Source organism: Streptomyces sp. SGAir0957 (assembly GCF_043523415.1).
The window spans coordinates 3,243,095-3,267,906 of sequence record NZ_CP027293.1 but is presented as its reverse complement, the minus strand read 5'-3'; the positions used below and the strand labels follow the sequence as shown (position 1 = coordinate 3,267,906).

Genomic DNA, 24,812 nt, shown 5'->3' with positions numbered 1-24,812 from the left:
ACCGTCACAGGGGGTGCCAGACGGCGTTCTCGCCCGCCCCGTCCGGGACGACCTGGCCGAAGACGACGTCGGCGAAGTGGATGCCGAAGCCGAGGGTGTCCGGGCGCCGGAGTTCGCTGATCAGGTGTCGGCGGTGGCGCACCGACTGGGCCGGGGCGCCGTCGGGGACCGCGAACCATTCGGGGTGGCGGACCTGGAGCGGTGAGTGCAGCGCGTCCCCGAAGGCGAGCAGCCGGCGGCCACGGGACGTGAGGGTGAAGCCGGTGTGGCCCGCGGTGTGGCCGGGCAGGGCGAGGGCCTGTACGCCGGGGAAGACCTCCTCGCCGGGGGAGACGAGTCGCAGTCGGCGTTCCAGGGCGGCCAGCGCCTTGGGGGTCGGTCCCGGCACGTCGTGGCGGTTCTCCCACTCGCTCTTGGGCACGGCGAACGTGGCCCGCGTGAAGACGGGCGGATCGGTGCAGGCCCAGCCGATGTGGTCGGTGTGCAGATGCGTGAAGGCGACGACTTCGATCTCGTCGGGCCGGGTGCCGAGCCGCCCCAGGTTGTCGAGCAGCGAGCCGCCGTGCACCGCCCCGACGTACGGGTGAGCGGGGTCCTCCGGTACGGAGTGGGGGCCGAACCCCGCGTCTATCAGGAGGGCCCGGTCGCCCAGCTGGACGAGCAGGCCGCCGGTGTTGGCGACGAGGTGGGCGGTGTCGTTGAGGTGGGCGGTGCCGTGCGGCAGCGGGGGCGACGGTTTGAGCAGCATGGCGCCGTCGGGCACGTAACTGACCTTCAGGTCGCCCACCTGCACGGAGCACACGGCGGAGGGTCTGCGCAGTCGCCTGTCGTTCACAGCGAGGTCTCCTTGCGGGAGGGAGAGCAAGGGGCGCGCCCGCCCGCCCCGGAAGGGTGGAGGACGCGCCGTGCCCGTGTACAGGGCGCCGTCGGGGGCGCGGAGAGCGGCGCGGCCGGGGGTGCGCCGCCCGCGCGTTCCGTGGGTCCGCGCCCCGGGCCGGCGGTCAGGTGCGGGGCCGCTCGCGCAGCACGGTCGCGGCGAGCGCCGCGCCCACGAGCGCGACGACGCCCGCGGTGACCATTCCCGCGTGCAGACCGCCGAGGGTCGCAGCGGCGTCGGGCGCGGAACCGCCCGCGAGGGCGTTCGTGCGGGCCGCCGCGATGGCGCTGAGACCGGCGACGCCGATCGCGGCGACGTACTGCGGCAGCTGCGACAGACCGCCGACGACGCCCTGGTCCTCCTCGGTGACGCCGGTCGTCATCACGGTGATGAAGGAGACGACGCTGAAGACGTGGCCGAGGCCCATGACGGAGGAGGTGGCGATGAGGACCGCCACGTTGCCGCTCTGCGGCAGGGCGAACATGGCGACGGTGCCGACGCCCTGGATGAGCAGACCGGCCGCGAGCACCTTCGCGCCGCCGAACCGGCCGAGCAGCTTGGCGACGTACATGCCGCCGAGCATCGCGGCCGCGCCCTCACCGAGGTAGCCCAGACCGGCCTGGAGCGGGGTGAAGCCGAGGACGTCCTGCATGTAGAGGCTGAGCAGCACGGTCGTACCGGCGCACATGCCGAACGTGACGACACCGAACAGACCCGACCACTTGACCGTGGTGCGGCCCAGGACACCGAGCGGGATCAGCGGCTCGGGGTGACGGCGCTCGACCAGCAGGAACGCGCCGAGCAGGACCAGGCCGCCGACGATGCAGCCGAGCGAGTCCGCGCGGACCCAGCCCTTGTCGCCGCCGGTGGAGATGCCGAAGACGAGACCGAAGAGGCCGAGCGTGGCGAGGATCGCCCCGGGGATGTCCATGCGCCGGGCGGTGGAGGACTCCCGCACCGCGGGCAGCGCGAGCGCGCCGGCCAGCGCGGCGGCGCCGAGGACGCACAGCACGATCATCGTCCAGCGCCAGCTGAAGCCGTTGGTGATGACACCGCCGCCGAGCGCGCCGAGCACGAAGCCGAGCGACATGACGGCGCCGTTGAGGCCCAGGGCGCGGGCGCGCTGCGGGCCCTCGGGGAAGTGGCCCGTCATGAGGGCGATGGCGGCGGGGGCGATCATCGCGGCGGCCGTGCCCTGGCCGACGCGGGTGGCGATCAGGACGCCGGGGGAGCCCGCCAGGGCGGCGCCCAGCGAGAACAGGGTGAACAGGGCGACGCCCAAGGTGAACAGCTTCTTGCGGCCCACCAGGTCGGCGACGCGGGCGAACAGGGGCAGCAGGCTCGCGGACGGCAGCAGGCTCGCGGTGGCGACCCACTGGAGCGTGCCGGGCGAGGAGAAGCCGAGGCTGCTGCCGATGTCGGGCAGCGCCACGGTGACGATGGAGAAGTCCAGCCCGCACATGAACGTCGCGCAGCACAGGGTGATCAGGGTCAGCCAGCCCCGCGCGCTGAACGAGCCGTCGGGCGCGGCGACTTCGGCCACGGGGGCGGGCTGGGCGAGCACGTCGCGCGGTGCCGTCTCGGTGGGGGGAGAGGATTCGGTGACAGCCATCAGGGGTGTCCTTTCGCTATCTGAGCGGGCCTGACCAGCATCGAATTCGGCGCACCTGCGCAACAAGAACGATCTGTGCAACGATCGATTCACCGGGCTCATCGTTCGAGGTGGGCGGGGTGGCGGGCGAGCGGACGGGAACGGGAGGAGAAGGGCATGGAACGCCAGGAGATCGAGATCTTTCTGACGCTCGCGGAAGAGCTGCACTTCGGCCGGACCGCCGAGCGCGTGGGTGTCTCGCAGAGCCGTGTCAGCCAGACCATCGCCCGGGTCGAGCGCCGCATCGGGGCGAAGCTGTTCGAGCGCAGCAGCCGGCGCGTGACGCTGACCGCCATCGGGGAGCAGCTGAGGGATGGTATCGGCCCTGCCCAGCGCCGTATCGAGGAGGAGATCGCCAAGGCCACCGCGGCCGGCCGGGGGATCACCGGCACCCTGCGGATCGGCTTCTCGGGGGCGTTCACGGGGCATCTGCTGCACAGCGTCGCCGCGCTGTTCGCAGGCCGTCACCCAGGGGTGGACGTACAGATCCGGCAGGTGCAGATCTCGGATCCGTACGGGCCCCTGCGGGGCGGCGACATCGATCTCCAGGTCTCCGAACTGCCGGTCGTGGAGCCCGACTTGACGACCGGGCCGGTGCTGCTGTCGCAGCCGAGGGTGCTGCTGATGTCGTCCACGCACCCGCTCGCGCGGCACGCGACGGTGAGCCTGGAGGACCTGGCGGAGGCCACGCTGCTGACGGTGGCCAGGCCCGTGCCGGCCCACTGGCTGGACCATCACTTCCCGCGGCAGACGCCGTCGGGGCGGCCGATTCCGCACGGCCAGGCGATCACGCACTGGGAGGACGCGCTCTCGCTGGTCCTCGCGGGCAAGGGGGTGACGCCGGTGGCGGCGGCGGGGGTGCGGTACTACGCGCGGCCCGGCCTCGCCTTCCGGCCGTTCGGTGACGCCCCCCGCATCGAGTACGCGTTCCTGTGGCCCGCCGACCACGAGACGGCGCGGCTGCGGGCGTTCGTGGGCGCCGCGCTGGAACACGTACGGTCGCTGGGCGGCCCCGCCAGGGCGCTGGAGACCCTGTGGGCGTCCGAGGGCGGTGGCTGAGCGGTTCCGGGGTGGGGCGGGGGCCGGGCGCGCGCGAGGGTCAGCGGACGGCTCCCGCGGCGGACAGATACCGGTCGTCGGGGCGGTCCTGGAGCATGGTGTGGTGCAGGGTCCTGGTGGCCGGTGACGGTGTGATGCCGAGGTCGTCGCTCATGCGCCGGCGCAGTGACTGGTAGGCCTCCAGGGCGGCGGCCCTGCGCCCGGAGGCGTACAGGGCGCGCATCAGCTGGGCGTGCACGTTCTCGTGGTACGGGTGCTCCTCGACGAGGGCGACGGCCTCGCCGACGGCTTCCTGGAACCGTCCGCTCGACAGCAGCGCGTCGACCCGGACCTCACATGCCGCCAGGTGGGCCTCGTTCAGCACCCTTATCTGCACGCTGAGCTGGCTGCCCGCCCTGACATTGCAGAACGGGGTGCCGCGCCACATGGCGAGGGCCTCGCCGAGGACGTCGGTGGCGTGCTGCGCCTGACGCTGCTCCAGCAGGCCGCGGGCCTGGAGAACCAGCTGCTCGAAGCGGGGCCGGTCCCACTCGCTGTCGGCGAGCTTCAGCACGTAGCCGTTGCCGTCGGTGACGAGGCGGTGTTCCGCGACCTCACGCGCGGTGGTGCCGGTGGCGATGGCGAACGCCTTGCGCAGGGACCCGATGTAGGTCTGCAGCGCGGTGGTGGCGGTGCGGGGCGGTTCGCAGTCCCACACCTCGTTGAGCAGTGCCGGTACGGACACCCGGCGGCCCGCTCTGGCCAGGAGCAGGGCGAGTACCTGTCGTTGTTTCGGTGCGGTGGGCGTGATGTCGCGCCCCTGCTCGGATACGTCGATCGGACCTAGGAGACGAAACTCCACAGCCCCTCCCTCGTGATGGACGCACTGTCCGTGTCGGCGGACGGCGAGTGGGTGGACAGGACAGTTGGCGAGTGGGTGGACAGGACAGTCGGTGAGTGGGTGGACAGGACAGTCGGTGGGAACGCCGTGCGGTGTGCCGTGGCGCGTGCCGCGCGGGCCTCCGCCCTAGCCGAGCCCGCGCTGGGCGGAGGCGGCGGAGACGAGCGTCGCGTGCCGGTGCCAGCCGGCGTAGGACCGGCCGGTGAAGTCGTGGAGGCCGAGCTCCGTCTCGGCGGCGCCGGCCCGGGTGGCGGCGCGCGCCGCGATCAGCGCTCCCACGTGGCGGTGCCGGGCGGGCGGCAGGTTGGTCAGCCAGGTGCGCCGGGGCCGCGCCGACGCCGCCGTCCATTCGCCGATCAGCAGGCGGGGGCGGTTCCCGCCGGGCAGCGCGGCGGTGACGGGCAGGGCGCCCAGGTGCAGGCCGTCGGTGTGCGTGGGGGTGACGGACCACGGCGGTGCGGGCCGGCGGACCAGGGTGCGTACGGTCTCCGGGGCCGGCCGGGAGGCCGCGCCCCGGGCCGGTGCGAGAGCGAGCCGGAAGGTGTCGGGCACGGCGACGATCCAGTCGTGCCCGCGTTCCTCCAGGCCCGTGATGAGCGGTTCGGCGTCGACATGGCCTTCGGGGTCGATGACGACGGGAGCGCGGCGCGTGGTCCGCGCGAGCCGGTCGAGCAGGCCGAGGCAGAGTCCCGCGGTGCCGGTGTGGCCGGTGCCCGCGGTGGTCCGGGACGGTTCGCGCGGCAGGTAGAGCTCCCAGTCCACGGAGACGTCACCACCACCGGAGGACAGGAACGCCCCCAGCGCGAGCTGGCAGTTGACGGTGCGGCCGAGGGCGGGCACGAAGCGCCGGTGCACCCCGGCGGCGAGGCTGCCCCGCTTGGGGATGACCACGGGCGCCACGGTCCAGGCGCGGATCGACGCGTGCGCGGCGACCCACCGGGTGAGCTCGGCGCGGACCGGACGCCAGTCCCAGGGGCTGCCGTTGATGAACTGCTGGAGCGACTGGGAGGCCGTAGGGGACGAGGTGACGACGGCCGCCATCCGGCGCAGCGACTTCTTTCCCGGCGTGGCGAGCAGGCCCTTCACGTAGACCTCGGCCCACCGGCGCTGGTCGGCGCGGGGCAGGTGGGCGAAGAGCCGGCGCGCCAGTGGTGCGGAGGCCGTGTCCTCGGTGCACGTCATGTCGTCGAGCGTCCGGTCCATGGGTGGGCTCCTCTCCCCGCGTCGTGGCCGCCCCGGAAATATAGCGAACGTTCTCTATTTTTCTAGCCCGGTTTACGGGGAGGGGAGAGGGGAGGTGAGGACGGTGGTCCGGTCACAAGGGTGCTGAGCTGGGAAGGGAGCGCATCCGGGGCCGACTGGAAAGATCTTGAAGATTTATCAGACGCGGAACGACGAAGAGCGCCGGGCGCGCACCGTACGTACGGTGCGCGCCCGGCGCTCTTCGTTCAGCGGTGTGCCGGAGGTGCGGTCATTCGTCGGCCACGACGAGCGGGCGCCCGTCCTGGCGCGGTGAGGTGTCCGGAGCCGCGAGGGCGCTCAACGCCTGGAGCGCCCGCGTCAGTTCGTCCTGGGGGTCGGCCTGGGGATCGGCGCCGGACGCGTCCCGCAGGGCGCCCCTGGCCGATGTGGTGGCCTCGTAACCGGCGAGGACGTACGTGAGCAGCGCCGCGGCGGAGGACGGGGACAGGTCGGAGCCGGGGCGTTCGCCGGACCAGTCGTGCTCCAGGCCCGCCCGCAGGTGCGGGACCCAGGCGGCGTACCAGTTGGACTCGGCGTCGCGGCCCTCGCGGGTGAACCGGGCGGCGGCCCTGATGCTCGGGGTGGTCTCGAGTGCCGCGGCGAGGGCCAGGGTGTCGCCGAACACGCCGCTCGGGCCCGGCCCCGGGGCGCCGTCGCGCAGGACCGCCCTGGTGGCGGCGGCCCCGGCCTCCTGGACGGCGTCGGCCAGCGTGGACTTCGACGAGAAGTGGAAGGTCAGGGCGCCCATGGTGACCCCGGCCGAGGTGGCGATCCCGAGCAGTGAGGCGCCTGTGTACCCGTGCGCGGCGAACTCGGTGGCGGCGGCTTCGATGAGCCGGCGCCGGGTCTGTTCTGCTCTCTCCTGGCGTGCCATGGATCTACCGTAGGTCAAGATTCCCCCAAGAGGGTCCCAAGGGGGAGAGTCCGGAACGTTCTTGGCAGGTCGGTCCGGCCCCCCGCGGGAGGACCGGACCGACCTCCGGCGGGAGGGCCGGACGGTGACGTGAGGTCAGACCGGACCGACCTCCGGCAGGATGCCGGACGGTGACGTGAAATCAGGCGGCGGCCGCGGTCGCGCCGACGCGCGTCCACACGGTGCCGGCGGCCGCTTCCTCGTCCAGTCTGTGCAGCAGGGCGTCGTCGATCTCGTGCAGGGAGCCGACGAGATGGCGTACTCCGGTCTCCCGCATCAGCTCCGCCTGGTGGCTGTGCTCGAAGGTGCTGGGGTGGCCGATGAACGGCGCGTCGAGCGCCCTGGCCGCCTCGGCGACACGGGCCACGTCGTCGATGAACAGCACCTCGCCGTGGTCGAGACCGAAGTGCGCGGTGATCTCCCTGAGTCCGGGCCGCACCTCGTTCGTGCAGAGGTAACGCGGCGCGGTGAACAGGTCGGCGTACGCGCCGAGATGCTCGTCGAAGTGCGCGGTGCCGAGCCCGCCGTAGCAGACCGCGGGCAGCCCCGCGGCGCGCAACCGTTCGAGCAGGGCGATCGCGCCGTCCATGATCTCCACGGGGTGGTCGGCGAGATAGCGGGCGCGCTCTTCGAAGTACGCGTCCAGGGCCTCGGGGCCGGTCAGCTCCTGGGGCACCGCCTCCGCCATGGCCTGGCCCGCGACGGCCTGGCGCTGGGAGAAGATCCGGCGCTCGACGTCCGCGGAGTAGGTGCCGCCGCGCCCGGTGACGAACTGGTGGATCAACGGGCTGAAGGTGTCGTTGAGCAGAACGCCGTCGATGTTCACGGCGGCGAGTCTCAGTCGGCGCAGCCCGTCAGTCATCTTCGCTCCCCTTGTCGTGCGCGCCCAGGGAGGCCCACAGGGACTCCGCGCGCTCCTGGCTGTTCTCGATCGTTTCGAGGGTCCGGTCGGTGGCGGTGCCGGGCAGCAGCAGCTTCCACATGTTCACCGTGCGCCGCGGCAGGTCGGCCCGCTTGGAGACGACCTGCGCGTACTCCTGCATGCCGGTGCACGCGCCGACGACGAACTCGGCGAGTTCGGCGATGTCGACGTGGTCGCGCAACTCGCCGTTCTCGCGGGCGACTTCCAGGCACTCCTCGAAGCCGCGCGCCCAGACCGCGTACGGCGACGCGTCCTGGAGGCCGAAGCTGGCCTGCTCGCCGGTGAGGCGCACGCCCGCCCGCAGCAGTGGGTCGGCCTGGAGCAGATGCGACCAGACGAGGGTGATGTCCACCATGCGCTGCAGGCCCGTGGACGGCACGTGCGGCTCGATGGTGGTGCGCTGGGCGTGCATCACCTCCAGCGCGAGATCCTGCTTGTTCTTGAAGTGGAAGTAGAGCGCCCCCGCCGTCACACCCGCCCGCTTGAGGATCTTGTTGATCCCCGAACCGGCGTAGCCGTACTCGTCGAAGACCTCGGCCGCCGCCCGCAGAAGCTGCTCACGGGTCTGGACTGCGCGTTCCTGTTTCAGTGCTGCCATGCCACGTCCCGGTCTCGACAAAAAAAAGAACGCCCTCTATGTTACTGGCCGTGGCGCGGATCCGCTACCGCGTCGAGGCCGGTGCGTGGCATCGGCCGACCAACAGGGGGGTCACTTATGAACGGCATGGCTGAGACGGTCAGTTCGATACCGGCTCGCGTCACCAAGGAGCTGGTGCACAAGCGCGACGCGGCGCAAGTTCTTCTCACCGATTTCAGACGGCTCGGCGAGGACGAGTTCCTGATCACCGCGGACTGGACGGACACCGGATTCCTGGGGGGCATCCGGAACGGCCGCCGCGACGACGCGGTCCTGCTCACGGAGACGATCCGGCAGACCTTCCCGCTGCTCTCGCACGCGGGCTACGACGTCCCCTTCGGACACCACCTGCTGTGGGACGAGTACCACTACGCCCTCGGTCTCACGGCGCCGGACGCCGACGGCGCGGGCGGCCGGCCCCAGCTCTACATCAGGTGCTACGACATCGTGCGCCGCCGCGGCGTCGTCTCCGCGCTCTCCCTCGACATCACGGTGCTGCGCGACGGCGAGCAGCTCGCCACCGCCCGCACCCGGTTCGCCATCCAGCCCGCCGCCATCTACCAGCGGCTGCGCGGCACCCGGGGCAACGCCCTCGACATGCTGGAGCTGGCCCGCAGCCGCCCGCTGCCGCCCCCGGTCTCCGGCGCCAGCGAGGAGTTCCGCGACGCCGTCCTGTCGCCCACCGACGAGCCCGACCGCTGGCTCCTGCGCGTCGACACGCACCACCCGATGTACTTCGACCACCCGAGCGACCACGCGCCCGGCATCCTGCTCCTCGAAGCCGCCAAGCAGGCGGCCCGCGCCCTCCGGCACTCCCGGGACGGGGTCACCGTGGCGATGGAGACCGTCTTCCACCGTTACGTGGAGCTGGACAGCCCCTGCCGGGTCGACGCACGGCCGCTCCCGGCCGACCAGCAGCGGCGCGCCCGGCTCCTGGTGACGATGCATCAGGAGGGCGCGCTCTGCTTCACCGCCCTGGTGTCGGTCGCGAAGGCGTCCACGGCCTGACGACGCCGGGCAGTGTGCCCCCGCCCACCGCGGTGACGTGGGCCCCGATCTCCAGGTTGTCCCCGACGGCCACCGGGTGTCCCACGGACCGCAGGAGGTCCAGGTCGGAGGCGTGGTCGCCATAGGCGGCGGCCCGTGACGGCGGGATCGAGTGCCGGGCCATCAGCGCGCGGGCGAGCCGGCCCTTCTCCGGCCCGATGACCGGGCGTTCGACATGACCGGTGCAGAACCCGCCGACGTTCTCGGGCTCGCTGCACAGGACGACGTCCACGCCCAGGTGCTGTGCCACGGGTTCGAGACAGGGCCGGAACGAGCCGGACACGAGGGCGATGAGCGCGCCCTCGTTCCGGTGCCGGCGCAGTGCGTCCACGGCGGGCCGGTGCAGGAGCGTGCCGCTCGCGAGCTCGGCGTCGAACCAGGCGCGGCCGTGCGCGAGGAGCTCCTCCACCGGCCGGCCGGTGAACAGCCGGTAGTACTCGCGGTTCGTCCGCACCCGCGAGACGCCGGCCGCCGCCCGGTCCCGCAGCGCCCTCGCGGCCTCCGCGTACGCGGACGGCGGCAGCCCCCGCTCGCGGTAGTGGAACTCCAGGAAACGGAACATGCTCTTGACGGTGATCAGGGTCTCGTCGACGTCGAAGAAGGCGATGTCGACGGACGAACCTGCCGCTTCGAAGGATGAGCCGGGGATGACTGGCATACGAGTCGCCTTCCGTGCGAGGGTCAGGCCGCGGCCGCGGCGGGAGTGGCGGCCGCCGCGCGCGCCGTCAGATAGGTACGGACACCGTGGCCGGCCGTCTTGCGGCCGAGGTGCCCCGCTTCGACGAGCTGCTCCAGCAGCGGTGCGGGCTCCAGGGTGTGCAGCGCCGGGTCCTCCCGCAGCCGCCGCTGCACCGCGAGAGCCACATCGGCGCCGACGGTGTCGAGCAGCCGTACGGGACCGAGCGGCTGGCCGCCCACCGATTTCAGGGCCGCGTCGAGCGTCGCCGTCGTCGCCACGCCCGCGTCGAGGAGTTCGAGGGCCTCGTTCAGATAGGGGAAGAGCAGGGCGTTGACGATGAACCCGGCCCGGTCACCGCACTCCACGGTCCGCTTGCCGAGCCGCTCCGCCACCGCGCGGGCGCGGGCCAGGGTGTGCGCGCTGGTGCGCGGGCCGGGCACCAGCTCCACCAGCGGCATCAGCGGCGCGGGGTTGAAGAAGTGCAGGCCGAGGACGTGCGCGGGGCGGCCCGCGGGCTCGGTGCAGGCGCGCACCGGCAGGCTTGACGTCGAGGTGGCGAGCAGGGCGTGGGGCGCGCACACCTTTCCGAGCTCGGCGAAGAGTTCGCGCTTGACCGCCAGGTCCTCGAGCACGGCCTCGACGACGATGTCCGCCGCTTCCAGCACGGACCGGTCGCTCGTCGCGGTCCAGGGCGCGGAGGAGTCGGCGCCCCGCTGGAGCGCGAGGGCGATGCGCTCTGCGGCGGCGGCGGCCTTCTCGTCGGTCCTGGCCAGGAGCGTCGTACGGAATCCGCCGCGGACGAAGGACTCGGCGATGCCGGTGGCCATGGTGCCCGAACCGATGACGACGACGGTGCTGCCGGGAGCGGCGGTGGGGGCGACGCTCCGCTCGTCCGCGGCCCGGTCCGTGTACCGGTGGAAGCCCCGGCCGGTCTTGACGCCGAGCGCGCCCTGCGCGATCAGTTCGTCCAGGACGGGGGCGGGCGCACGGTGGCCGCCGCCGAGGTCGCCGAGGCGGCTGAGGATGTCGCGGGCCGTGTCCAGGCCGATGGCGTCGAGGACGGCGAGCGGACCCTTGCTCCAGCCGCAGCCGAGCCGGACCGCGGTGTCCACGGCCTCGGCGCTCGCATAGCCGTCGTGGACCATCCATGCGGCCTGGTTGACGAGGCCGAGGAGCAGGCCGGGTGCGAGCGAACCGGCGCGGTCCGCGACCGGGTGGACCTTGATCCCGGCCGCCGTCAGCACCGCGTCGACCCGGTCGGCGGCCGCGTCGCCCGCGTGCGGGGCGCGGGCCAGCTCGACCGCGTCCAGGGCGTCGGGGCGCAGGAACCGCAGCGCGAACAGGTCCGGCCCCGCCGCGTCCTGAAGCGCGTCGAGTGGAGTGGTCAGCGCCGTGGTGAGGACCGGGGTTCCGGGGCGCCGGTGCTCCCGCAGGGAGGCGAGGACCAGGCGTTTGAGTGCGGGTGGCTCCGGTACGGCCTCGATGATCAGGTCGGCCGCGGCGACGCCCGCCGGGAAGCGGGTCAGGGTGCGGGGGCGCTCGGCGGGGTCCAGGTTCAGCGCGTCGACCAGGGCCGCGGGGTCGTCGTCGACACCGACGACGGTGAGCCCCGCGCGCGTCAGACGGCGGGCGAGCGCGAGTCCCGCGCCGCCCAGGCCGACCACGGCCACGGTGTAGGGAGGCCGGGCGGCCTCGGCGGAGGGGACGGCGTCGGTGGTACGGGTGGGGTCGGCCATGGTGCTGCTCCTGCCTTCGTGGGTTCGGGCATCAGTAGCGGCTGCCGGTGGCGGCGGGCGCGGCGTCCAGGTCGCGCAGATCCTGGGCGGTCAGGCGCAGGTCCGCCGCGGCCAGGTTGGCCGTCAGATAGCGCAGCTGCTTGGTGCCGGGGATGGGGACGATGTGGTCGCCCTGGGCGAGCGTCCAGGCCAGGGCCGTCTGGGCGGCGGTGGCTCCGTGCCGGGCGGCGACCTTCTCGACCGCCTGCACGATGCGCAGGTTCTTGCTGAACGCCGCGTCCTGGAACCGCGGGTTGGTGGCGCGGAAGTCGCTGTCCTCGAAGTCGTCGGGCCGTGTGTAGCGGCCGGTGAGGAAGCCCCTGCCCAAGGGGGCGAAGGGGATGAACGCGGCGCCGTTGGCGGCGCACCAGGCGGCGATCCCGGTGTGCGGGTCGAGCGGTTCGCGGGTCCACAGGGACAGTTCGGACTGGACGGCCGCGACGGGGTGCGCGCGGTGCGCGGCGGCCGCCTCCTCGGGGGTGACCTCGGAGAGGCCGAGCCGGCGCACCTTGCCCTGCCGCACCAGATCGGCCAGGGCGCCCCAGGACTCCTCCAGCGGTACGCCGGGGTCGACGCGGTGCAGGTAGTAGAGGTCGATGACATCGACGCCGAGGCGGCGCAGCGACGCTTCGGCGGAGCGCCGGATGTGCTCCGGGGAGCCGTCGCGGCTGAGGGTGCGGGTGGCGAGTTCGTCCACGACGATGCCGGTCTTGGTGGCCACGACCGCGTCGTCGCGGCGGCCGGCGAGCGCCCGCCCGACGAGGGTCTCGTTGTGACCGGCGCCGTAGGCGTCGGCCGTGTCGAGAAGGAGGGGCCCGGCGTCGAGCGCGCGGCGGATCACCTCCACCGAGGCCGCGTCGTCGCGCAGCGACTCGGCGTATCCCCAGCTCATTCCCATGCAGCCGAGACCGATGGGGGTGACCTCGGGGCCGGTGCTGCCGAGCTGTCGCCGTGTCACGCGAACTCCTCTTGCGTCGTGGGTGGTTCAGGTGGTCGTGGGGGGTGGTGCGGGGGCCGGGGCGCCGTTGCCCCGGCCCGTTCACGCGGCGGTGAGGACGAGGGCGGCGTTGTGCCCGCCGAACCCCAGCGACGTACTCGCGGCGACCTGGATCCGCCGCTGCCGCGCCGCGCCGGTCACCACGTCGATGTCGACGTCGATCGACGGGTCGAGCGCGTCCACGTTGGCCGTGGGGGGCAGTGCGCCGTGGTGCAGGGCGAGGGCGGTGTACGCGGCCTCGACCGCACCGGCCGCGGCCAGGGTGTGCCCGGTGACGCCCTTGGTGGAGGTCACCGCCGCCCGGTCGCCGAGCACCGAGTGCAGCGCCCTGGCCTCGGTCAGGTCGTTCATCGGGGTCGACGTGCCGTGCGCGTTCACATGCTCCACCTCGTCGGGGAGCACCCCCGCGTCGCGCAGGGCGTCCCGCAGGGCCCGGGCCAGACCCGCGCCCTGCGGGTGGGGCGCGGTCGCGTGGTGCGCGTCCGACGTCGCCGAGAATCCGGCGATGTCGGCGTAGCGGCGCGCGCCCCTGGCGGTGGCGTCCTCGCACCGTTCCAGTACGAGGATGGCGGCGCCCTCCCCGGCCACGAAGCCGTCCCGGTCGTGTGCGAAGGGGCGGGACGCGGCGGCCGGGTCGCCCGTGCGGGCCGACAGGGCGCCCATCCGGGAGAGGCCGTTGAGGGTGCCCGGGCTGATCGCCGACTCGGTGCCGCCGGCGAGGACCACGTCGCACAGGCCGGACAGCAGCCACTCGCGGGCGGTGCCGATGGCGGACGCCCCGGACGCGCAGGCCGTCGCCGTGACCAGGCTGGGACCGTGGATCTTCTGGTCCATGGCCACGTATCCGGCGACCATGTTGACCATCCCCATCGGGATCATCAGCGCGGACACGTCGTCGGGTGTGCCGTCGAAGTACGTCCGCAGCTGCTTCTCCAGGGTGGCCGCGCCGCCCAGCGAGTTGCCGATGACGACGCCGACCCGGGTGCCGTCCCAGGAGCCGCAGTCGAGCCCCGCGTCCTTGACGGCCTGCCGGGCGCTGACGATGGCGAGCTGCGCGAACCGGTCCAGCTTCCAGGCGTGGCGCCGGCCCAGTTCGGCCGTGGGGTCGAAGCCGGGGACGCGGCAGGAGATGTCGACCCGCTCACCCTTGAGTTCGGGGTCGGTGGCGGCGGCGGACACGCCCGACAGGACGCGCCGCCAGTTCTCCTCGACGCCGATGCCGGCGGGGGTGACGAGGCCCATACCGGTGACCGCGACTCCGCGGCCCCGGGCCACCCCGCTCATGCCTGGGCCGCCTTCGAGGCGATCACGGCGACGGCTTCGTCGAGGGTGAAGGACGACTTGAGCTCGCCCTCGACCAGGACGACGCCCATCTCCTTGCGGAGTATCAGGCTGAGCTCGACCAGGATCAGCGAGTCGATGTCGAGCTCGTCGAACGTGGCGCCCGACAGCAGCTCCGCCTCGTCGAGGCCGAACTTCTCGCTGATGAGACCGGAGACCTGGTGCTTGAGGGAGAACTCGACGGAAAGAGCGGTCATGACGACTCCAGGTGTGTGTGCTGGCGATGTGGTTGAGGTGCGGGTGGAACGGTGTGCGGTGGAACGTGAGAGGGGGCTCAGGGGGCCGCAGGGGCCATGACCGGTTCGATGTCCGGCCAGACCAGCGCGGCCGAGCCCCAGGTGAGTCCGCCGCCGAAGCCGGTGAGGACGACACGGTGACCCGGTACGAGGTCGCCCCGCGCGGCGGCGTCCGACAGGGCGAGCGGGATCGAGGCGGCGACGGTGTTGCCGACCCGGTCCAGGTTCACCACGATCTGCTTCTCCGACAGGCCCAGTTGCTCGCCGACGGCGTGCAGGATGCGGACGTTGGCCTGGTGCGCCACGACCTTGTCGAGGTCGCCCGGTGTCCAGCCGACCCGGTCGAGGATGCGCTGCGAGGACTCGCTCATGTTGATCACGGCCTGGGTGAAGACGGGCCGGCCCTCCATGGCGAAGAACTCGTCGCCCGCAGGGGCCGGCCGGCCCGTGGAGCGTTGGCGCGAGCCGCCGGCGCGCACCGTGATCAGGTCGGCGCCGCCGCCGTCGCTGCCCAGGTCGAAGCCGAGCAGCGCGCCGGGTTCGCCGGACTCGCCGGCCCGCAGGACCACCGCTCCGGCGCCGTCGCCGAAGATGGCGCGGGTGGTGCGGTCGGCGGGGTCGAGGATCGTGGAGAAGGTGTCCGCGCCGATCACCAGGGCCCGTTCGGCGACCCCCGCGGTGATCATGGAGGCGGCGGTGGCCAGGGCGTACACGAAGCCGGTGCAGACGGCGGAGACGTCGAACGCGGGGACCGTGCCGAGGCCGAGCCGGTGGGCCACGCCGGGAGCGGTGCCCGGGCACGGCCGGTCGGGGGTGCTGGTGGCGAGGACCACCAGGTCCACGGCGGCGTCCCGCGCGCCGCCGCCGCGGCGGGCCGACTCCAGGGCGCGCTCACCGGCCGCGACGGCCAGGTCCGAGGTGGCCTCGCCCGGCGCGACGACGTGGCGCAGGCCGATGCCCGTACGCGTACGGATCCACTGGTCGGTGGTGTCGAGGCGGGCGGCCAGCTCCTCGTTGGTGACGGCGGTGGCGGGCAGCGCGCCGCCCAGACCGCAGACCACGGCGGCGCGGCTCATGAGGCGAGCTCCTCGATCCGCTCGGTGGCCCGTACGGCCCGCACGGCCGGCCTGAAGGAACTGCCCGCACGGCGCAAGGCGGCCCGTACAGCGGCCGGGTCGGGCGCGGTCAGCGCCGCGATGTGTCCGTCGGGCCGTACGAGGACGGCCCTGGGCTCCTTGCCGAGGAGCGGGGCGAAGCCGGGCCAGGCGGAGATGTCCTGGACGCGGACGCGCTCGGGTGCGGCGGCCGTCAGGGCCTCGCGCGCCGCGACCCACTCCGCGTCCTGCCGCTCGCCCGCCCACAGCAGCAGCGAGAGCCGCGCCGGGTCGACCGAGGGCCAGCGGTCGGCGCCGGACTGGGGAGTGCGGTGCGCGGCGAACACGGGGAGACGGTCACCGGCACGGACCTTGCGGGTGAGGCCCGGCAGGGTGTCGCGCAGGGACTCGGCCGGACGGTAGCTGACGTCGTGCTGCGCCATCAGCGGGGCGCCGAAGCGCTGGAGGAGGCCGGTGCGTGCGGCGATCCGCAGGGCGCCGTCGCGCGCCGCTATCTCGTGGCGGCGCTTGAACAGGCCCCAGCTGGTCTGCTTCGCGGTCGTCAGGACGATGCGCTCGGCGGCCAGGTGGCGGTCGGAGTCGTAGGTGTCGAGGATGCCCGGCTCGTAGTGGCCGTTGATGACACCGGCGAGCTTCCAGGCCAGGTTGACGGCATCCTGGATACCGGTGTTCATGCCCTGGGCGCCGGCCGCGCTGAACACGTGGGCGGCGTCGCCCGCGAGGAACACCCGGCCCGCGCACATCGTCTCCGCGACCCTGCGCCGGGCCCGGAAGATCGTGGACCAGTCCAGGTTCCCGACCAGACCGGGGCGGGGGGACCGCTCGTCGAGGAAGTGCTGGAACAGTTCGCGCGGCGGACCCTGCTCCTTGTCCCAGTCCGGCACGCTGATGGCGAGCCGGAACTGGCCGTCGCCGAAGGGCGCGATGCCGAGGGCGCCGGTGCGGGAGTAGCAGTAGACGAGGGAGTGGGGGTCCATGTCGCCGTCGACGGGCCCGTCACCTATCGCGAAGAGCACATCGTTGCCGGTGCCGAGGAGCTGGATGCCGGCGAACTCGCGGACCGCGCTGCGGGCGCCGTCCGCACCGACCACCCAGTCGGCCTCGATCTGCTCGACGCGGCCGTCGGCGCCCTCCACGTCGGCGACCGGACGCGGCCCCGAGGTGTCGAGCCCGGTCAGCTTCCCGAACTCGATCTCCCCTCCGTGGGCCGCCAGCCGGGTGCGGATGACGGCCTCGGTGGTGTCCTGCGGGATGACCACGCCGAACGGGTACGGGGTGTCGGTGAGCCGGCTCATCTCGATGGCGCCTATGGGCCGCTTGCGGGAGTAGTACTGGACGGAGTCGAGGCGGTTGCCCGACTCCACGACGCCCTGGGCGGCGCCGATCCGGCCGAGGAGTTCCAGGCTGCGCGGCCAGACCACGCTGGCGCGGGAGTGCTGGACGGGACCGGCGGCCGAGTTGTCGATCAGTCTCACCGGGACGCCCTGGGCGAGGAGTTCGGTGGCGAGCACCAGGCCCACGGGGCCCGCGCCCACGACGAGGACGGGGCGTCGTCCGCCGGGGCCCTCACGCAGCGGGATCGTCATGACAGGTGTGCCTTTCATCGAGTGGGGGTCGTAACGGGGCGGTCAGGGGCGGTGCACCACGACGGCGCTCCAGGTGAACCCGGCGCCCGCGCTCAGCACGGCGGCGTACTCGCCGGGCCCGAGCCGCAGCGGGCTCGCGTCCGCGGACAGTGCGGTCAGATTGGACAGGAGGTCTCCGGCGCCGAGGTGTCCGGTGCGTTCGCCGAGGTCGGCGACCGGGGCGTCGGTGAGCTGGGCGACGGCGGGGCCGTACACGTCGCGGGCGGTGGCCCGGCCGAGCCGGGGGAGCAGCACGGTGCGCAGCTCCCGGCCGCCGCGGCCGATGCCCGCGTCGTCCAGCGCGGCGGCGAGGACCTCGCTGGTCTCGCGGCGCAGCCGGCCGAGGAACTCCGGCTTGCCCCGGGCGGCGAGGAAGGCCTTCTTGGTGCGCCGCACGTCCACGGCGGCGCTGCTCGTGTGCGGTGCCGGGTGGAACGTGCCGACGTCGCGGTGGGCGCTCTCCAGCGCGGGGACGGCCCGGGTCCGCAGGGCGCGCAGGGTGAGCGCGCCCTCCGGTACGTCGTCGGCGGTGGCGGCCCGTGCGACGACGGCCGCGGTGGCGCCGTCGCCGTACCAGACCCCGTAGTCGCCGCCCCAGCGGTCGAAGCCCGGCGGGGCGAAGCGGTCCGCCGTGGTCACGAGGACCGGTGCGCTGCTCCCACCGGCCGCGATGTGGTCCACCGCGGTGCTCAGGGCGGCGGCCGCTCCGTTGCACATCTGCTGGATGCCGGTGGGGACCGCCCCGTGGGCGCCGGTCTCGGCGGCCACGTAGTGGGCGGGCGACCAGAAGTCGTGGCCCTGGTAGTAGGTCCAGGCGTGCAGGGTGGCGGACAGCTGACCGGCCCGGACGCCCGCGCCGGACAGCGCGCGGTGCGCGGCCCGTACGGCCATCTGCGGTGCCGACTCCCGCTCGGAGACGGGGAGTTGCCCGTATCCCATGGCTTCGGCCTCGTCGGCCGTCACCCGGCCGTCGGCGAGCGCGTCGACGGTCTTCTCCGCGGTGGGCGGCAGCCACTGGGAGGGCGACAGCCACACGTGGTGGGGGATCACAGGCACTCCTCTCCCTCGGGCAGCGGGGTGACCGCCGCCGACGTCGTGGTGTGCATCCGGCCGGAGGCGATGACGTCGCCGTCCTGCTCGAACTCGATGTAGAAGGTCCGCAGGTCCGGCAGCATCAGGCTGAGGTTGTCCTCGTGGGCGTACGGCTCGGTCTTGCGGATGTGGACCGTGGTGGGGGCGTCGAGTTCGGCGTAGCGCATGAAGTCGAAGTCGAAGCCGGCGACCGTGGTGCGGCTCACCGAGGCCCCCCACAGATCGGAGACTCCCAGCAGGCACAGCTGGCGGGCGGCCTCCATGAGCACCATGCCGGGCACGTGGTCCTGGCCGTGGTCGAACATGCTGCGGTTGTCGAGGGGGATGCGCACGGTGGCGTACGCGTTGTCGTTGTTGACGGTGGCGGAGGCGAGCACCACGTTCGAGGGGGAGCTGCGGCCGACGAGGTGCGGCGCCACGTGGGAGTTCTCGCGGGGGATGTCCTTGAAGGGGATCAGTGGTCTGCCGCGGCCCTGGACGCGCACGGCGTCGTAGACCTCGGCGGGGATGTAGCCGACGTCCATCTTGACGAAGCCCAGGCAGCGCTTGGCCAGCTTCATGTCGATGCCGAACGTCAGCCGGCGCACATCGCCCGGGACGCCGCGGCGGTTGCCGGTGCGCACCGAGATCCGCAGCTCGCCCGGCGTCTCCTCGTCGGGCAGGGTGAGCAGCCCGGGCAGCTCCATGGACCAGGACCGCAGCAGGAACTTGCTGGAGCGCGAGACCCCGGCGAACTCGTGGCCGCCGTACGTCTCGGCCTGCCGGCAGCACTCCAGGAGCAGCATCGGGTCGGGGGCGCCGAGCCGCGAGGTGTGCTCGGTGTAGTAGGCGTGGGACGGGGGGAGCTGGGCGGCGGCGAGGTAGTCGTTCTCGCCGGTCTGCCGGCTGTCCGTCAGAAAGACCTCGGAGAGCGCCCAGCGGTGGAGCAGGGAACGGTCCACGGTGCGCATGAATTCGAGGTTCGCGGCGCCCGGCAGGCAGGTCTTGGAAGCGGGGGTCTCGGCGGTCTCGGTGCTCATATTCGTCCTCCTGGAACGGTGCGAGGAGAGAAGGGAATTCTCCGGAACTCCGGGATTTTCCGTTGCTCCGGAATTTCCCGGAACCCCGTAATCTTCTGGAGCTTCGGAATTTTCTGGAGCTCCGGGCCTTCCTCTTCTCTTCCCTCGCTTGGTTTTATTTTCGAGGGGGGTGGCAAAGGGCTCACTAAAGGCGGTCTCAAGACGCCGCGCGGCGCACTCAGGCAGCCCAGGCGAGCGGGCTGCGCCAGCCGTCGGCGGGCCGGTCCCAGTCCGCGCGCGCGGGCGCCACCGGGGTGTCGCCGGCGTCGGCGCCCTCCCGGGAGCGCAGGGTCACCGTCAGCACGGCGACGAGCGCGGCGAGTTCGTCGGGGGTCGGGTTGCCGCGCACCACCCGGAACGCGGCCGCCCGCAGGACATCGGTGCCGGTGGCGGCGGTCACAGCGGGGTGATCCCGTGTTTGCGCTGCGGCAGTGCGCGGTGCTTCGTCCGCAGCATGGCCAGCGACCTGGCGAGCACGGCCCGGGTCTCGCCCGGTTCGACGACGTCGTCCACGAGGCCGCGCTCGGCCGCGTAGTACGGGTGCATCAGCTCGGCCCTGTACTCCGCGACCATCCGCTCACGCATCGCCGGGGGATCGTCGGCGGCGGCGATCTGCCGCCGGAAGATGACGTTCGCGGCGCCCTCGGCGCCCATCACCGCCACCTCGTTCGTGGGCCAGGCGAAGGAGAGGTCCGCGCCCACCGACCGGGAGTCCATCACGATGTACGCGCCGCCGTACGCCTTGCGCATGATGAGCTGGATGCGCGGGACGGTCGCGTTGCAGTACGCGTACAGGAGCTTCGCGCCGTGCCGGATGATGCCGTTGTGCTCCTGCTCGACACCCGGCAGGAAGCCGGGCACGTCGAGCAGGGTGACCAGCGGGATGTTGAAGGCGTCGCACAGGGACACGAACCGTGCCGCCTTCTCGCTGGCCTTGATGTCGAGGACGCCGGCGCTGGCCATCGGCTGGTTCGCGACGATGCCGACGACCTGCCCGTCGATCCTGGTCAGCGCGCACACCACGTTGTTCGCCCAGTCGGGCTGGATCTCGAAGTACTCGCCGTCGTCGACGATCTCCTCGATGACGGCGAGTACGTCATAGCCCCGCGCGGGGTCCACGGGCACGAGATCGGCCAGGGCGTCGGTGCGCCGGTCCGGCGGATCGTCGGTGGCCACCACGGGCGGAGCCTGCCGGTTGTTCGACGGCAGGAACGAGAGCAGATGGCGCACGTCCTCCAGGCAGGACACCTCGTCGTCGTAGGCGAACGCGGAGACACCCGAGACCGACGCGTGCACGTCCGCCCCGCCCAGCTCGTCCATGCTCACGCGCTCGCCGGTGACCGCCTGCACCACGTCGGGGCCGGTGATGAACATCTGCGCCACGCCCCGCACCATGAACGTGAAGTCGGTCAGCGCCGGTGAGTACGCGGCCCCTCCCGCGCACGGCCCGAGGATGACGCTGATCTGCGGGATCACCCCGGACGAGCGGGCGTTGCGGGTGAAGATCCCGCCGTATCCGGCGAGCGCGGTGACGCCTTCCTGGATCCGGGCGCCCGCGCCGTCGCAGAGGCTGACCAGCGGGGCGCCCGACGCCTCGGCGAGATCCATCAACTTGTGGATCTTCTGGGCGTGGGACTCGCCGAGCGCGCCGCCGAAGATCCGGAAGTCATGGGCGTAGACGAAGACCTGACGCCCGTCGACCGTGCCCCAGCCCGTGATCACCCCGTCGGTGTGCGGCCGGCGCCGCTCCAGGCCGAAGCCCGTGGCACGATGCCTGCGCAGCGCCTCCAGCTCGGTGAACGAACCCTCGTCGAGGAGGAGTTCGATGCGTTCGCGGGCCGTGAGCTTGCCCCGGTCGTGCTGCGCCTGCGTCGCCCGCACCCCGGGGCCCGCCTGTACCTCGGCGCGCAGCCGGCGCAACTCCTCGACGCGCACATGCACGCTGTCGGGCCGCCCCGGCTCCGTCTCCGTCTCCCCGAGCGTGTCCGAGCTGGGTGTGACGGGTTCCTCCACCACGGTGGTCATGTCATCTCCTCCCATCCGGACGGCACCTGACCGGCGCCATCGGGAAACAGGATTCGGGGTGGCCGACAATGTGCGACTCAAGGCCGAATCAAATGGCAATTCTTTTCCGGGCCTTGAGCGGACCCCCCGGATGCTTTTCCCGACCGTCACCGGAAGGGAAGACCATGACCACGTACCTCCACGAGTCCGCCGACTCCTCGCCGCGCTACGCCGTTCTCTTTCCCGGACAGGGAGTCCAGCGGCCCGGGATGGGCGAGCCCTGGCGTGACACCGAGTCCTGGGAGCTCGTCGAGACCGTCGCGCGGGCCTCCGGGTTCGACGTCGCCGAGCTGTTGCTCACGGCCGGCCAGGAGGCGCTGTCGCGCACCGACCACGCCCAGATCTCGGTGTTCACGGCCTCGCTGCTCGCCTGGTCGGAGTTCCGCGGCCACGAGCCGGGCGCGCGGGTGGCGGCGGTCGCCGGACACAGCCTCGGCGAGTACACGGCCCTGGTCGCCGCCGGTGTTCTCTCGGTGGCGGACGGCGCCTGGCTGGTCGGCGAGCGCGGCCGCGCCATGGCGGAGGCGGCCCGGCGCCACCCCGGGGCGATGGCCGCCGTCATGGGCGGAACCGTCGAGGAGGTCACCGCCCTGGTCGACGCCTTCCGCCAGGAGGGCGCCGACCTGTGGGTGGCCAACCACAACAGCCCCCAGCAGACGGTGATCGCGGGCAGCCGTACGGCGATCGACGCGGCGGCGCGGCGCGCGGCGGAGTCCGGCCTCCGCCTCAGCGTCCTGCCGGTGACGGCCGCCTGCCACAGCCCGTACATGGAGTCCGCGAGCGCTGCCCTGCGCCGGGCCCTGCAGGTGACCCATTTCGCGGCAGGCGTGCTGCCGGTGGTCGCGAACGTCGATGCCCGCGCGCACTACGGCGGCAGCCAGTGGCAGGAACTCAGTACCCGGCAACTGGTCGGCAGGGTCCGCTGGGCGGAGTCCCTGACGACCCTCCACGAGGAGCTGGACTGCACGGCTTTCCTGGACATCGGCCCCGGCGGCACGCTCGCGGGCCTGGCCCGCAGGTCCCTCCGGGACGTCCCGGCCCACAAGTTCACCGTGCCGGTGGCGGCGTAGGGGCGGAGGTCGGGGAGAGCAGGGACATGCCCCGGGCCGGCCCGGGGCATGTCCCCGCTCGCCGTTTCGGCCCTCGGCCTAGGGTGCCCTCATGAGCGCCCTTCCTGATTGCTACTGCCCCCTCGACGGAACGCGTGTTCCCGCCGGGTCCCTCGACTGGTGCTGTCCCGTGTGCCGGGGACCGCTCGACCTCGACTGGGCTCCTACGCCCGCCTCGCTCGCCTCCTTGAGCGGGCGGGTCAACTCGCTGTGGCGGTATGCCGAGTGTCTGCCGCTGGCCGGGCCCGCGGAGTGTTCGTTAGGAGAAGGGCGTACGCCTCTTGTCCCGCTGGCGGGGGACGTCTCCGCCAAGTTGGACTTCCTGATGCCGACCCTCTCGTTCAAGGACCGGGGGGCCGTCATGCTCGCCGCGCTTGCCGGGCGGCTGCGGCCCGAGCGGGTCATCGCCGACAGCAGCGGGAACGCCGGGACCGCTGTCGCCGCCTACTGCGCGCGGGCCCAGCTGGCCTGCACCGTGTACGTGCCCGAGGGGACGTCCGGCAAGAAGGTGGAGCAGATTCGGGCTCACGGGGCCCGGCTCGAGATCGTCGCCGGGGACCGGGAGGCCACCGCGCGGGCCGCCCGGTCCGTGGCCGACGAGCCCGGGGTCTTCTATGCCAGCCATGTGCACAACCCCTACTTCCTGCACGGGACCAAGACGTACGTCCATGAGGTGTGGGAGGACCTCGGCGGGCGGCTTCCCGAGGTGCTTGTCGTGCCGGTGGGCAATGGGACGCTGCTGCTGGGGGCCGCGCTCGCGATCGCCGAGTTGCACAGTGCCGGGCTCATCGATCGGCGGCCGGCGCTCCATGCGGTGCAGACCGCGGCTGTCGCGCCGTTGGCCCGGGCATGGCGGGACGGGGCGCAGGACGTGGTCGAGGCGGTGCCCGCGGTGCCCACGTTGGGCGAGGGGATCGCCATTCCGCTGCCCGCCCGTGCGCGGCAGATCCTGCGGGTCGTACGGGAGTCCGGGGGCGCCGTCCACACCGTGACGGATGATCAGATCCGGCACGCCCAGCGGGATCTGGCCTCGCGCGGGCTGTTCGTGGAGTCGACCGGTGCCGCGTGCTGGGCGGCCACCCGGGAGGGCGGTCCGGTCGCCGCCGTCCTCAACGGGCGGGCCGCCGTCGTCCCCCTCTGCGGGGCCGGACTGAAGACGGGTCTGGCGGAGAGCCGGTAGCGGTGAGTGGTGCCGAAGGTGCTTCCGTACGGGCTTTTGGGGCGCGCATCGATGTGTGAATCCTGCACTACCTGGAGAAAGTCGCTGAGTAAAGACTTGCGGCGCTGCATGTCATCACTTCGGGTGATTCCCTGGCCTTTGCTTGCATGGCTCAACCCACGGTTGCCACGCTGTTGCTGTCTGTCAATCTGATGGGGATTCGAGGGGAAGCAACCAGTGGCATTCGGTGAGCAGCCGGCGTACCTGCGTGTCGCGGGAGACCTGCGCAGGAAGATCGTCAACGGCTCACTGCCGCCGCTCACCCGGCTCCCCTCCCAGGCCAGAATCCGTGAGGAGTACGGGGTCTCCGACACGGTCGCCCTTGAGGCACGCAAGGTGCTGATGGCCGAGGGCCTCGTCGAGGGGCGTTCCGGGTCCGGGACCTATGTGCGCGAGCGGCCCGTCCCGCGGCGGGTGGCCCGGAGCGGCTATCAGACGGGCGGGGGATCGACCCCGTTCCGGCAGGAGCAGGCCGACCCGGCGGCGCGCGGGTCCTGGGATTCGCGCAGTGAGCAGATCGAGGCCGACGGGGGGATCGCCGAGCGCCTCGGCGTGCGGATCGGCGACCGCGTCATGTGCACGAAGTACGTGTACCGGGACGCGGGGGAGGCGGTGATGCTCGCCACCTCGTGGGAGCCGCTGGCCGTCACCGGGCGTACGCCCGTCATGCTGCCCGAGGAGGGGCCGCTCGGCGGCTGCGGAGTCGTCGAGCGCATGGCGGCGATCGACGTGGTCGTGGACAACATGACGGAGGAAGTCGCCGCCCGCCCCGGGCTCGCCGAGGAGCTGAGTGCTCTGGGCGGGGTGCCCGGCCATGTCGTGCTGGTCATTCACCGGACCTTTTTCGCGTCCGGGAGACCCGTGGAGACGGCCGATGTCGTCGTTCCCGCCGATCGCTATCGCATCGCCTATCACCTGCCGGTGAAGTAAGAACTCCTGGGGCGGAGGGTCCCGGGGGCGGCTCTGCGATGGAATCTGGCCTTTCTTGGCTTCGGCTTTGCCTGCTCTGTTCTTGTTGACGATTTGTCGGGTGGGTGGCGCGCGGCGTTCCGCCTTGCGCCGCGGCCGGTTCCGCCCCCCTGACGTGGGGAGCGCGGGGGAGCAGGGGCGTGTCCTCGTGACGCGCCCCTTTTGTTGTGTTCCAGCGTGCAACAACGCTCCGTGGCTTGTTGCGTATCTCTTTGTGCCAATGCGTATCCGCTCCGTAAAGGTCAGGCGTAGGCTCGGGCATATGCGGATTGCGGTTTCCTCAGGACGCTTAGGGGGCGGGGCAC

23 protein-coding genes are annotated in these 24,812 nt (G+C 72.6%); 5 read left to right on the top strand and 18 right to left on the bottom strand.

Annotation, left to right across the window (positions count from 1 at the left end; all coding sequences use genetic code 11):
- Positions 1-4 precede the first annotated feature (4 nt).
- Both C1N81_RS19545 and C1N81_RS19540 read right to left on the bottom strand, forming a co-directional pair.
- Positions 5-835: an MBL fold metallo-hydrolase gene (locus tag C1N81_RS19545; protein ID WP_394430839.1), complete on the bottom strand. Its 831-nt coding sequence runs from the start codon at positions 833-835 to the stop codon at positions 5-7.
- Between the two features lie 166 nt (positions 836-1,001).
- Positions 1,002-2,489: an MFS transporter gene (locus tag C1N81_RS19540; RefSeq protein WP_394430837.1), complete on the bottom strand. Its 1,488-nt coding sequence runs from the start codon at positions 2,487-2,489 to the stop codon at positions 1,002-1,004.
- Between the two features lie 156 nt (positions 2,490-2,645).
- Here C1N81_RS19540 and C1N81_RS19535 point away from each other — a divergent pair, with 156 nt between their 5' ends.
- Positions 2,646-3,587, top strand: coding sequence for a LysR family transcriptional regulator (locus C1N81_RS19535; protein ID WP_394430835.1), 942 nt, complete (start codon positions 2,646-2,648; stop codon positions 3,585-3,587).
- A gap of 40 nt (positions 3,588-3,627) precedes the next feature.
- On the opposite strand, the gene C1N81_RS19530 is transcribed toward C1N81_RS19535, so the two are convergent.
- From C1N81_RS19530 to C1N81_RS19510, 5 genes are all read right to left on the bottom strand, one after another.
- Positions 3,628-4,428 (bottom strand): AfsR/SARP family transcriptional regulator, encoded by an 801-nt coding sequence (locus tag C1N81_RS19530; protein ID WP_394430833.1) that lies wholly within the window; start codon positions 4,426-4,428, stop codon positions 3,628-3,630.
- A 165-nt stretch (positions 4,429-4,593) separates the two neighbouring features.
- Positions 4,594-5,670 carry an IS701 family transposase gene (locus tag C1N81_RS19525; RefSeq protein ID WP_394430831.1) on the bottom strand — a complete coding sequence of 359 codons (1,077 nt, stop codon included), beginning with the start codon at positions 5,668-5,670 and terminating at the stop codon, positions 4,594-4,596.
- Between the two features lie 268 nt (positions 5,671-5,938).
- A complete protein-coding gene (locus tag C1N81_RS19520) occupies positions 5,939-6,583 on the bottom strand; it encodes a TetR family transcriptional regulator (protein ID WP_394430829.1) in 645 nt (214 codons plus the stop codon).
- 181 nt (positions 6,584-6,764) lie between these two features.
- A complete protein-coding gene (locus C1N81_RS19515) occupies positions 6,765-7,484 on the bottom strand; it encodes an HAD family phosphatase (protein ID WP_394430827.1) in 720 nt (239 codons plus the stop codon).
- The gene (locus C1N81_RS19510; protein ID WP_394430825.1) at positions 7,477-8,142 is read right to left on the bottom strand and encodes a ScbR family autoregulator-binding transcription factor; all 666 of its coding nucleotides are present in this window, start codon (positions 8,140-8,142) and stop codon (positions 7,477-7,479) included. Before C1N81_RS19510 ends, C1N81_RS19515 begins: the two co-directional genes overlap by 8 nt.
- Positions 8,143-8,268: 126 nt before the next feature.
- On the opposite strand from C1N81_RS19510, the gene C1N81_RS19505 reads away from it, so the two are divergent.
- The gene (locus C1N81_RS19505; protein ID WP_394430823.1) at positions 8,269-9,189 is read left to right on the top strand and encodes a ScbA/BarX family gamma-butyrolactone biosynthesis protein; all 921 of its coding nucleotides are present in this window, start codon (positions 8,269-8,271) and stop codon (positions 9,187-9,189) included.
- Here C1N81_RS19505 and C1N81_RS19500 read toward each other — a convergent pair.
- From C1N81_RS19500 to C1N81_RS19450, 11 genes are all read right to left on the bottom strand, one after another.
- Positions 9,149-9,886, bottom strand: a complete 738-nt coding sequence (locus tag C1N81_RS19500; protein WP_394430821.1) for an HAD family hydrolase — start codon at positions 9,884-9,886, stop codon at positions 9,149-9,151. The genes C1N81_RS19505 and C1N81_RS19500 overlap by 41 nt on opposite strands.
- 23 nt (positions 9,887-9,909) lie before the next feature.
- Complete coding sequence (locus C1N81_RS19495) at positions 9,910-11,643, bottom strand: 3-hydroxyacyl-CoA dehydrogenase family protein (RefSeq protein ID WP_394430819.1); 1,734 nt, start codon at positions 11,641-11,643, stop codon at positions 9,910-9,912.
- A 31-nt stretch (positions 11,644-11,674) separates the two neighbouring features.
- Complete coding sequence (locus tag C1N81_RS19490) at positions 11,675-12,640, bottom strand: aldo/keto reductase (protein WP_394430817.1); 966 nt, start codon at positions 12,638-12,640, stop codon at positions 11,675-11,677.
- An 81-nt stretch (positions 12,641-12,721) separates the two neighbouring features.
- On the bottom strand, positions 12,722-13,963 hold the full coding sequence (locus C1N81_RS19485) for a beta-ketoacyl-[acyl-carrier-protein] synthase family protein (RefSeq protein ID WP_394430815.1): 1,242 nt from the start codon (positions 13,961-13,963) through the stop codon (positions 12,722-12,724).
- Complete coding sequence (locus tag C1N81_RS19480; protein WP_394430813.1) at positions 13,960-14,217, bottom strand: acyl carrier protein; 258 nt, start codon at positions 14,215-14,217, stop codon at positions 13,960-13,962. The genes C1N81_RS19485 and C1N81_RS19480 overlap by 4 nt, the downstream gene beginning before the upstream one ends.
- Before the next feature lie 77 nt (positions 14,218-14,294).
- The gene (locus C1N81_RS19475; RefSeq protein ID WP_394430811.1) at positions 14,295-15,332 is read right to left on the bottom strand and encodes a beta-ketoacyl-ACP synthase III; all 1,038 of its coding nucleotides are present in this window, start codon (positions 15,330-15,332) and stop codon (positions 14,295-14,297) included.
- Positions 15,329-16,957, bottom strand: a complete 1,629-nt coding sequence (locus tag C1N81_RS19470; RefSeq protein ID WP_394430809.1) for an FAD-dependent oxidoreductase — start codon at positions 16,955-16,957, stop codon at positions 15,329-15,331. The genes C1N81_RS19475 and C1N81_RS19470 overlap by 4 nt, the downstream gene beginning before the upstream one ends.
- A gap of 42 nt (positions 16,958-16,999) precedes the next feature.
- Positions 17,000-18,046: a beta-ketoacyl-[acyl-carrier-protein] synthase family protein gene (locus tag C1N81_RS19465; RefSeq protein ID WP_394430807.1), complete on the bottom strand. Its 1,047-nt coding sequence runs from the start codon at positions 18,044-18,046 to the stop codon at positions 17,000-17,002.
- Complete coding sequence (locus C1N81_RS19460; protein ID WP_394430805.1) at positions 18,043-19,107, bottom strand: AfsA-related hotdog domain-containing protein; 1,065 nt, start codon at positions 19,105-19,107, stop codon at positions 18,043-18,045. The genes C1N81_RS19465 and C1N81_RS19460 overlap by 4 nt, the downstream gene beginning before the upstream one ends.
- A 217-nt stretch (positions 19,108-19,324) precedes the next feature.
- A complete protein-coding gene (locus C1N81_RS19455; RefSeq protein WP_394430803.1) occupies positions 19,325-19,546 on the bottom strand; it encodes an acyl-CoA carboxylase subunit epsilon in 222 nt (73 codons plus the stop codon).
- The gene (locus tag C1N81_RS19450) at positions 19,543-21,171 is read right to left on the bottom strand and encodes an acyl-CoA carboxylase subunit beta (RefSeq protein WP_394430801.1); all 1,629 of its coding nucleotides are present in this window, start codon (positions 21,169-21,171) and stop codon (positions 19,543-19,545) included. Before C1N81_RS19450 ends, C1N81_RS19455 begins: the two co-directional genes overlap by 4 nt.
- 164 nt (positions 21,172-21,335) lie before the next feature.
- On the opposite strand from C1N81_RS19450, the gene C1N81_RS19445 reads away from it, so the two are divergent.
- From C1N81_RS19445 to C1N81_RS19435, 3 genes are all read left to right on the top strand, one after another.
- Positions 21,336-22,280 (top strand): ACP S-malonyltransferase, encoded by a 945-nt coding sequence (locus tag C1N81_RS19445; protein ID WP_394430799.1) that lies wholly within the window; start codon positions 21,336-21,338, stop codon positions 22,278-22,280.
- A gap of 91 nt (positions 22,281-22,371) precedes the next feature.
- Positions 22,372-23,499, top strand: a complete 1,128-nt coding sequence (locus C1N81_RS19440) for a threonine synthase (RefSeq protein ID WP_394430797.1) — start codon at positions 22,372-22,374, stop codon at positions 23,497-23,499.
- A gap of 216 nt (positions 23,500-23,715) precedes the next feature.
- Positions 23,716-24,468, top strand: coding sequence for a GntR family transcriptional regulator (locus C1N81_RS19435; RefSeq protein WP_394430795.1), 753 nt, complete (start codon positions 23,716-23,718; stop codon positions 24,466-24,468).
- Positions 24,469-24,812 lie beyond the last annotated feature (344 nt).

Bases quoted from the DNA above. Each gene is read 5' to 3' on its own strand.
- C1N81_RS19540 (WP_394430837.1), bottom strand. From the start codon at position 2,489: ATGGCTGTCACCGAATCCTCTCCCCCCACCGAGACGGCACCGCGCGAC.
- C1N81_RS19535 (WP_394430835.1), top strand. From the start codon at position 2,646: ATGGAACGCCAGGAGATCGAGATCTTTCTGACGCTCGCGGAAGAGCTG.
- C1N81_RS19525 (WP_394430831.1), bottom strand. From the start codon at position 5,670: ATGGACCGGACGCTCGACGACATGACGTGCACCGAGGACACGGCCTCC.
- C1N81_RS19520 (WP_394430829.1), bottom strand. From the start codon at position 6,583: ATGGCACGCCAGGAGAGAGCAGAACAGACCCGGCGCCGGCTCATCGAA.
- C1N81_RS19515 (WP_394430827.1), bottom strand. From the start codon at position 7,484: ATGACTGACGGGCTGCGCCGACTGAGACTCGCCGCCGTGAACATCGAC.
- C1N81_RS19510 (WP_394430825.1), bottom strand. From the start codon at position 8,142: ATGGCAGCACTGAAACAGGAACGCGCAGTCCAGACCCGTGAGCAGCTT.
- C1N81_RS19505 (WP_394430823.1), top strand. From the start codon at position 8,269: ATGGCTGAGACGGTCAGTTCGATACCGGCTCGCGTCACCAAGGAGCTG.
- C1N81_RS19500 (WP_394430821.1), bottom strand. From the start codon at position 9,886: ATGCCAGTCATCCCCGGCTCATCCTTCGAAGCGGCAGGTTCGTCCGTC.
- C1N81_RS19495 (WP_394430819.1), bottom strand. From the start codon at position 11,643: ATGGCCGACCCCACCCGTACCACCGACGCCGTCCCCTCCGCCGAGGCC.
- C1N81_RS19485 (WP_394430815.1), bottom strand. From the start codon at position 13,963: ATGAGCGGGGTGGCCCGGGGCCGCGGAGTCGCGGTCACCGGTATGGGC.
- C1N81_RS19480 (WP_394430813.1), bottom strand. From the start codon at position 14,217: ATGACCGCTCTTTCCGTCGAGTTCTCCCTCAAGCACCAGGTCTCCGGT.
- C1N81_RS19475 (WP_394430811.1), bottom strand. From the start codon at position 15,332: ATGAGCCGCGCCGCCGTGGTCTGCGGTCTGGGCGGCGCGCTGCCCGCC.
- C1N81_RS19470 (WP_394430809.1), bottom strand. From the start codon at position 16,957: ATGACGATCCCGCTGCGTGAGGGCCCCGGCGGACGACGCCCCGTCCTC.
- C1N81_RS19460 (WP_394430805.1), bottom strand. From the start codon at position 19,107: ATGAGCACCGAGACCGCCGAGACCCCCGCTTCCAAGACCTGCCTGCCG.
- C1N81_RS19450 (WP_394430801.1), bottom strand. From the start codon at position 21,171: ATGACCACCGTGGTGGAGGAACCCGTCACACCCAGCTCGGACACGCTC.
- C1N81_RS19445 (WP_394430799.1), top strand. From the start codon at position 21,336: ATGACCACGTACCTCCACGAGTCCGCCGACTCCTCGCCGCGCTACGCC.
- C1N81_RS19440 (WP_394430797.1), top strand. From the start codon at position 22,372: ATGAGCGCCCTTCCTGATTGCTACTGCCCCCTCGACGGAACGCGTGTT.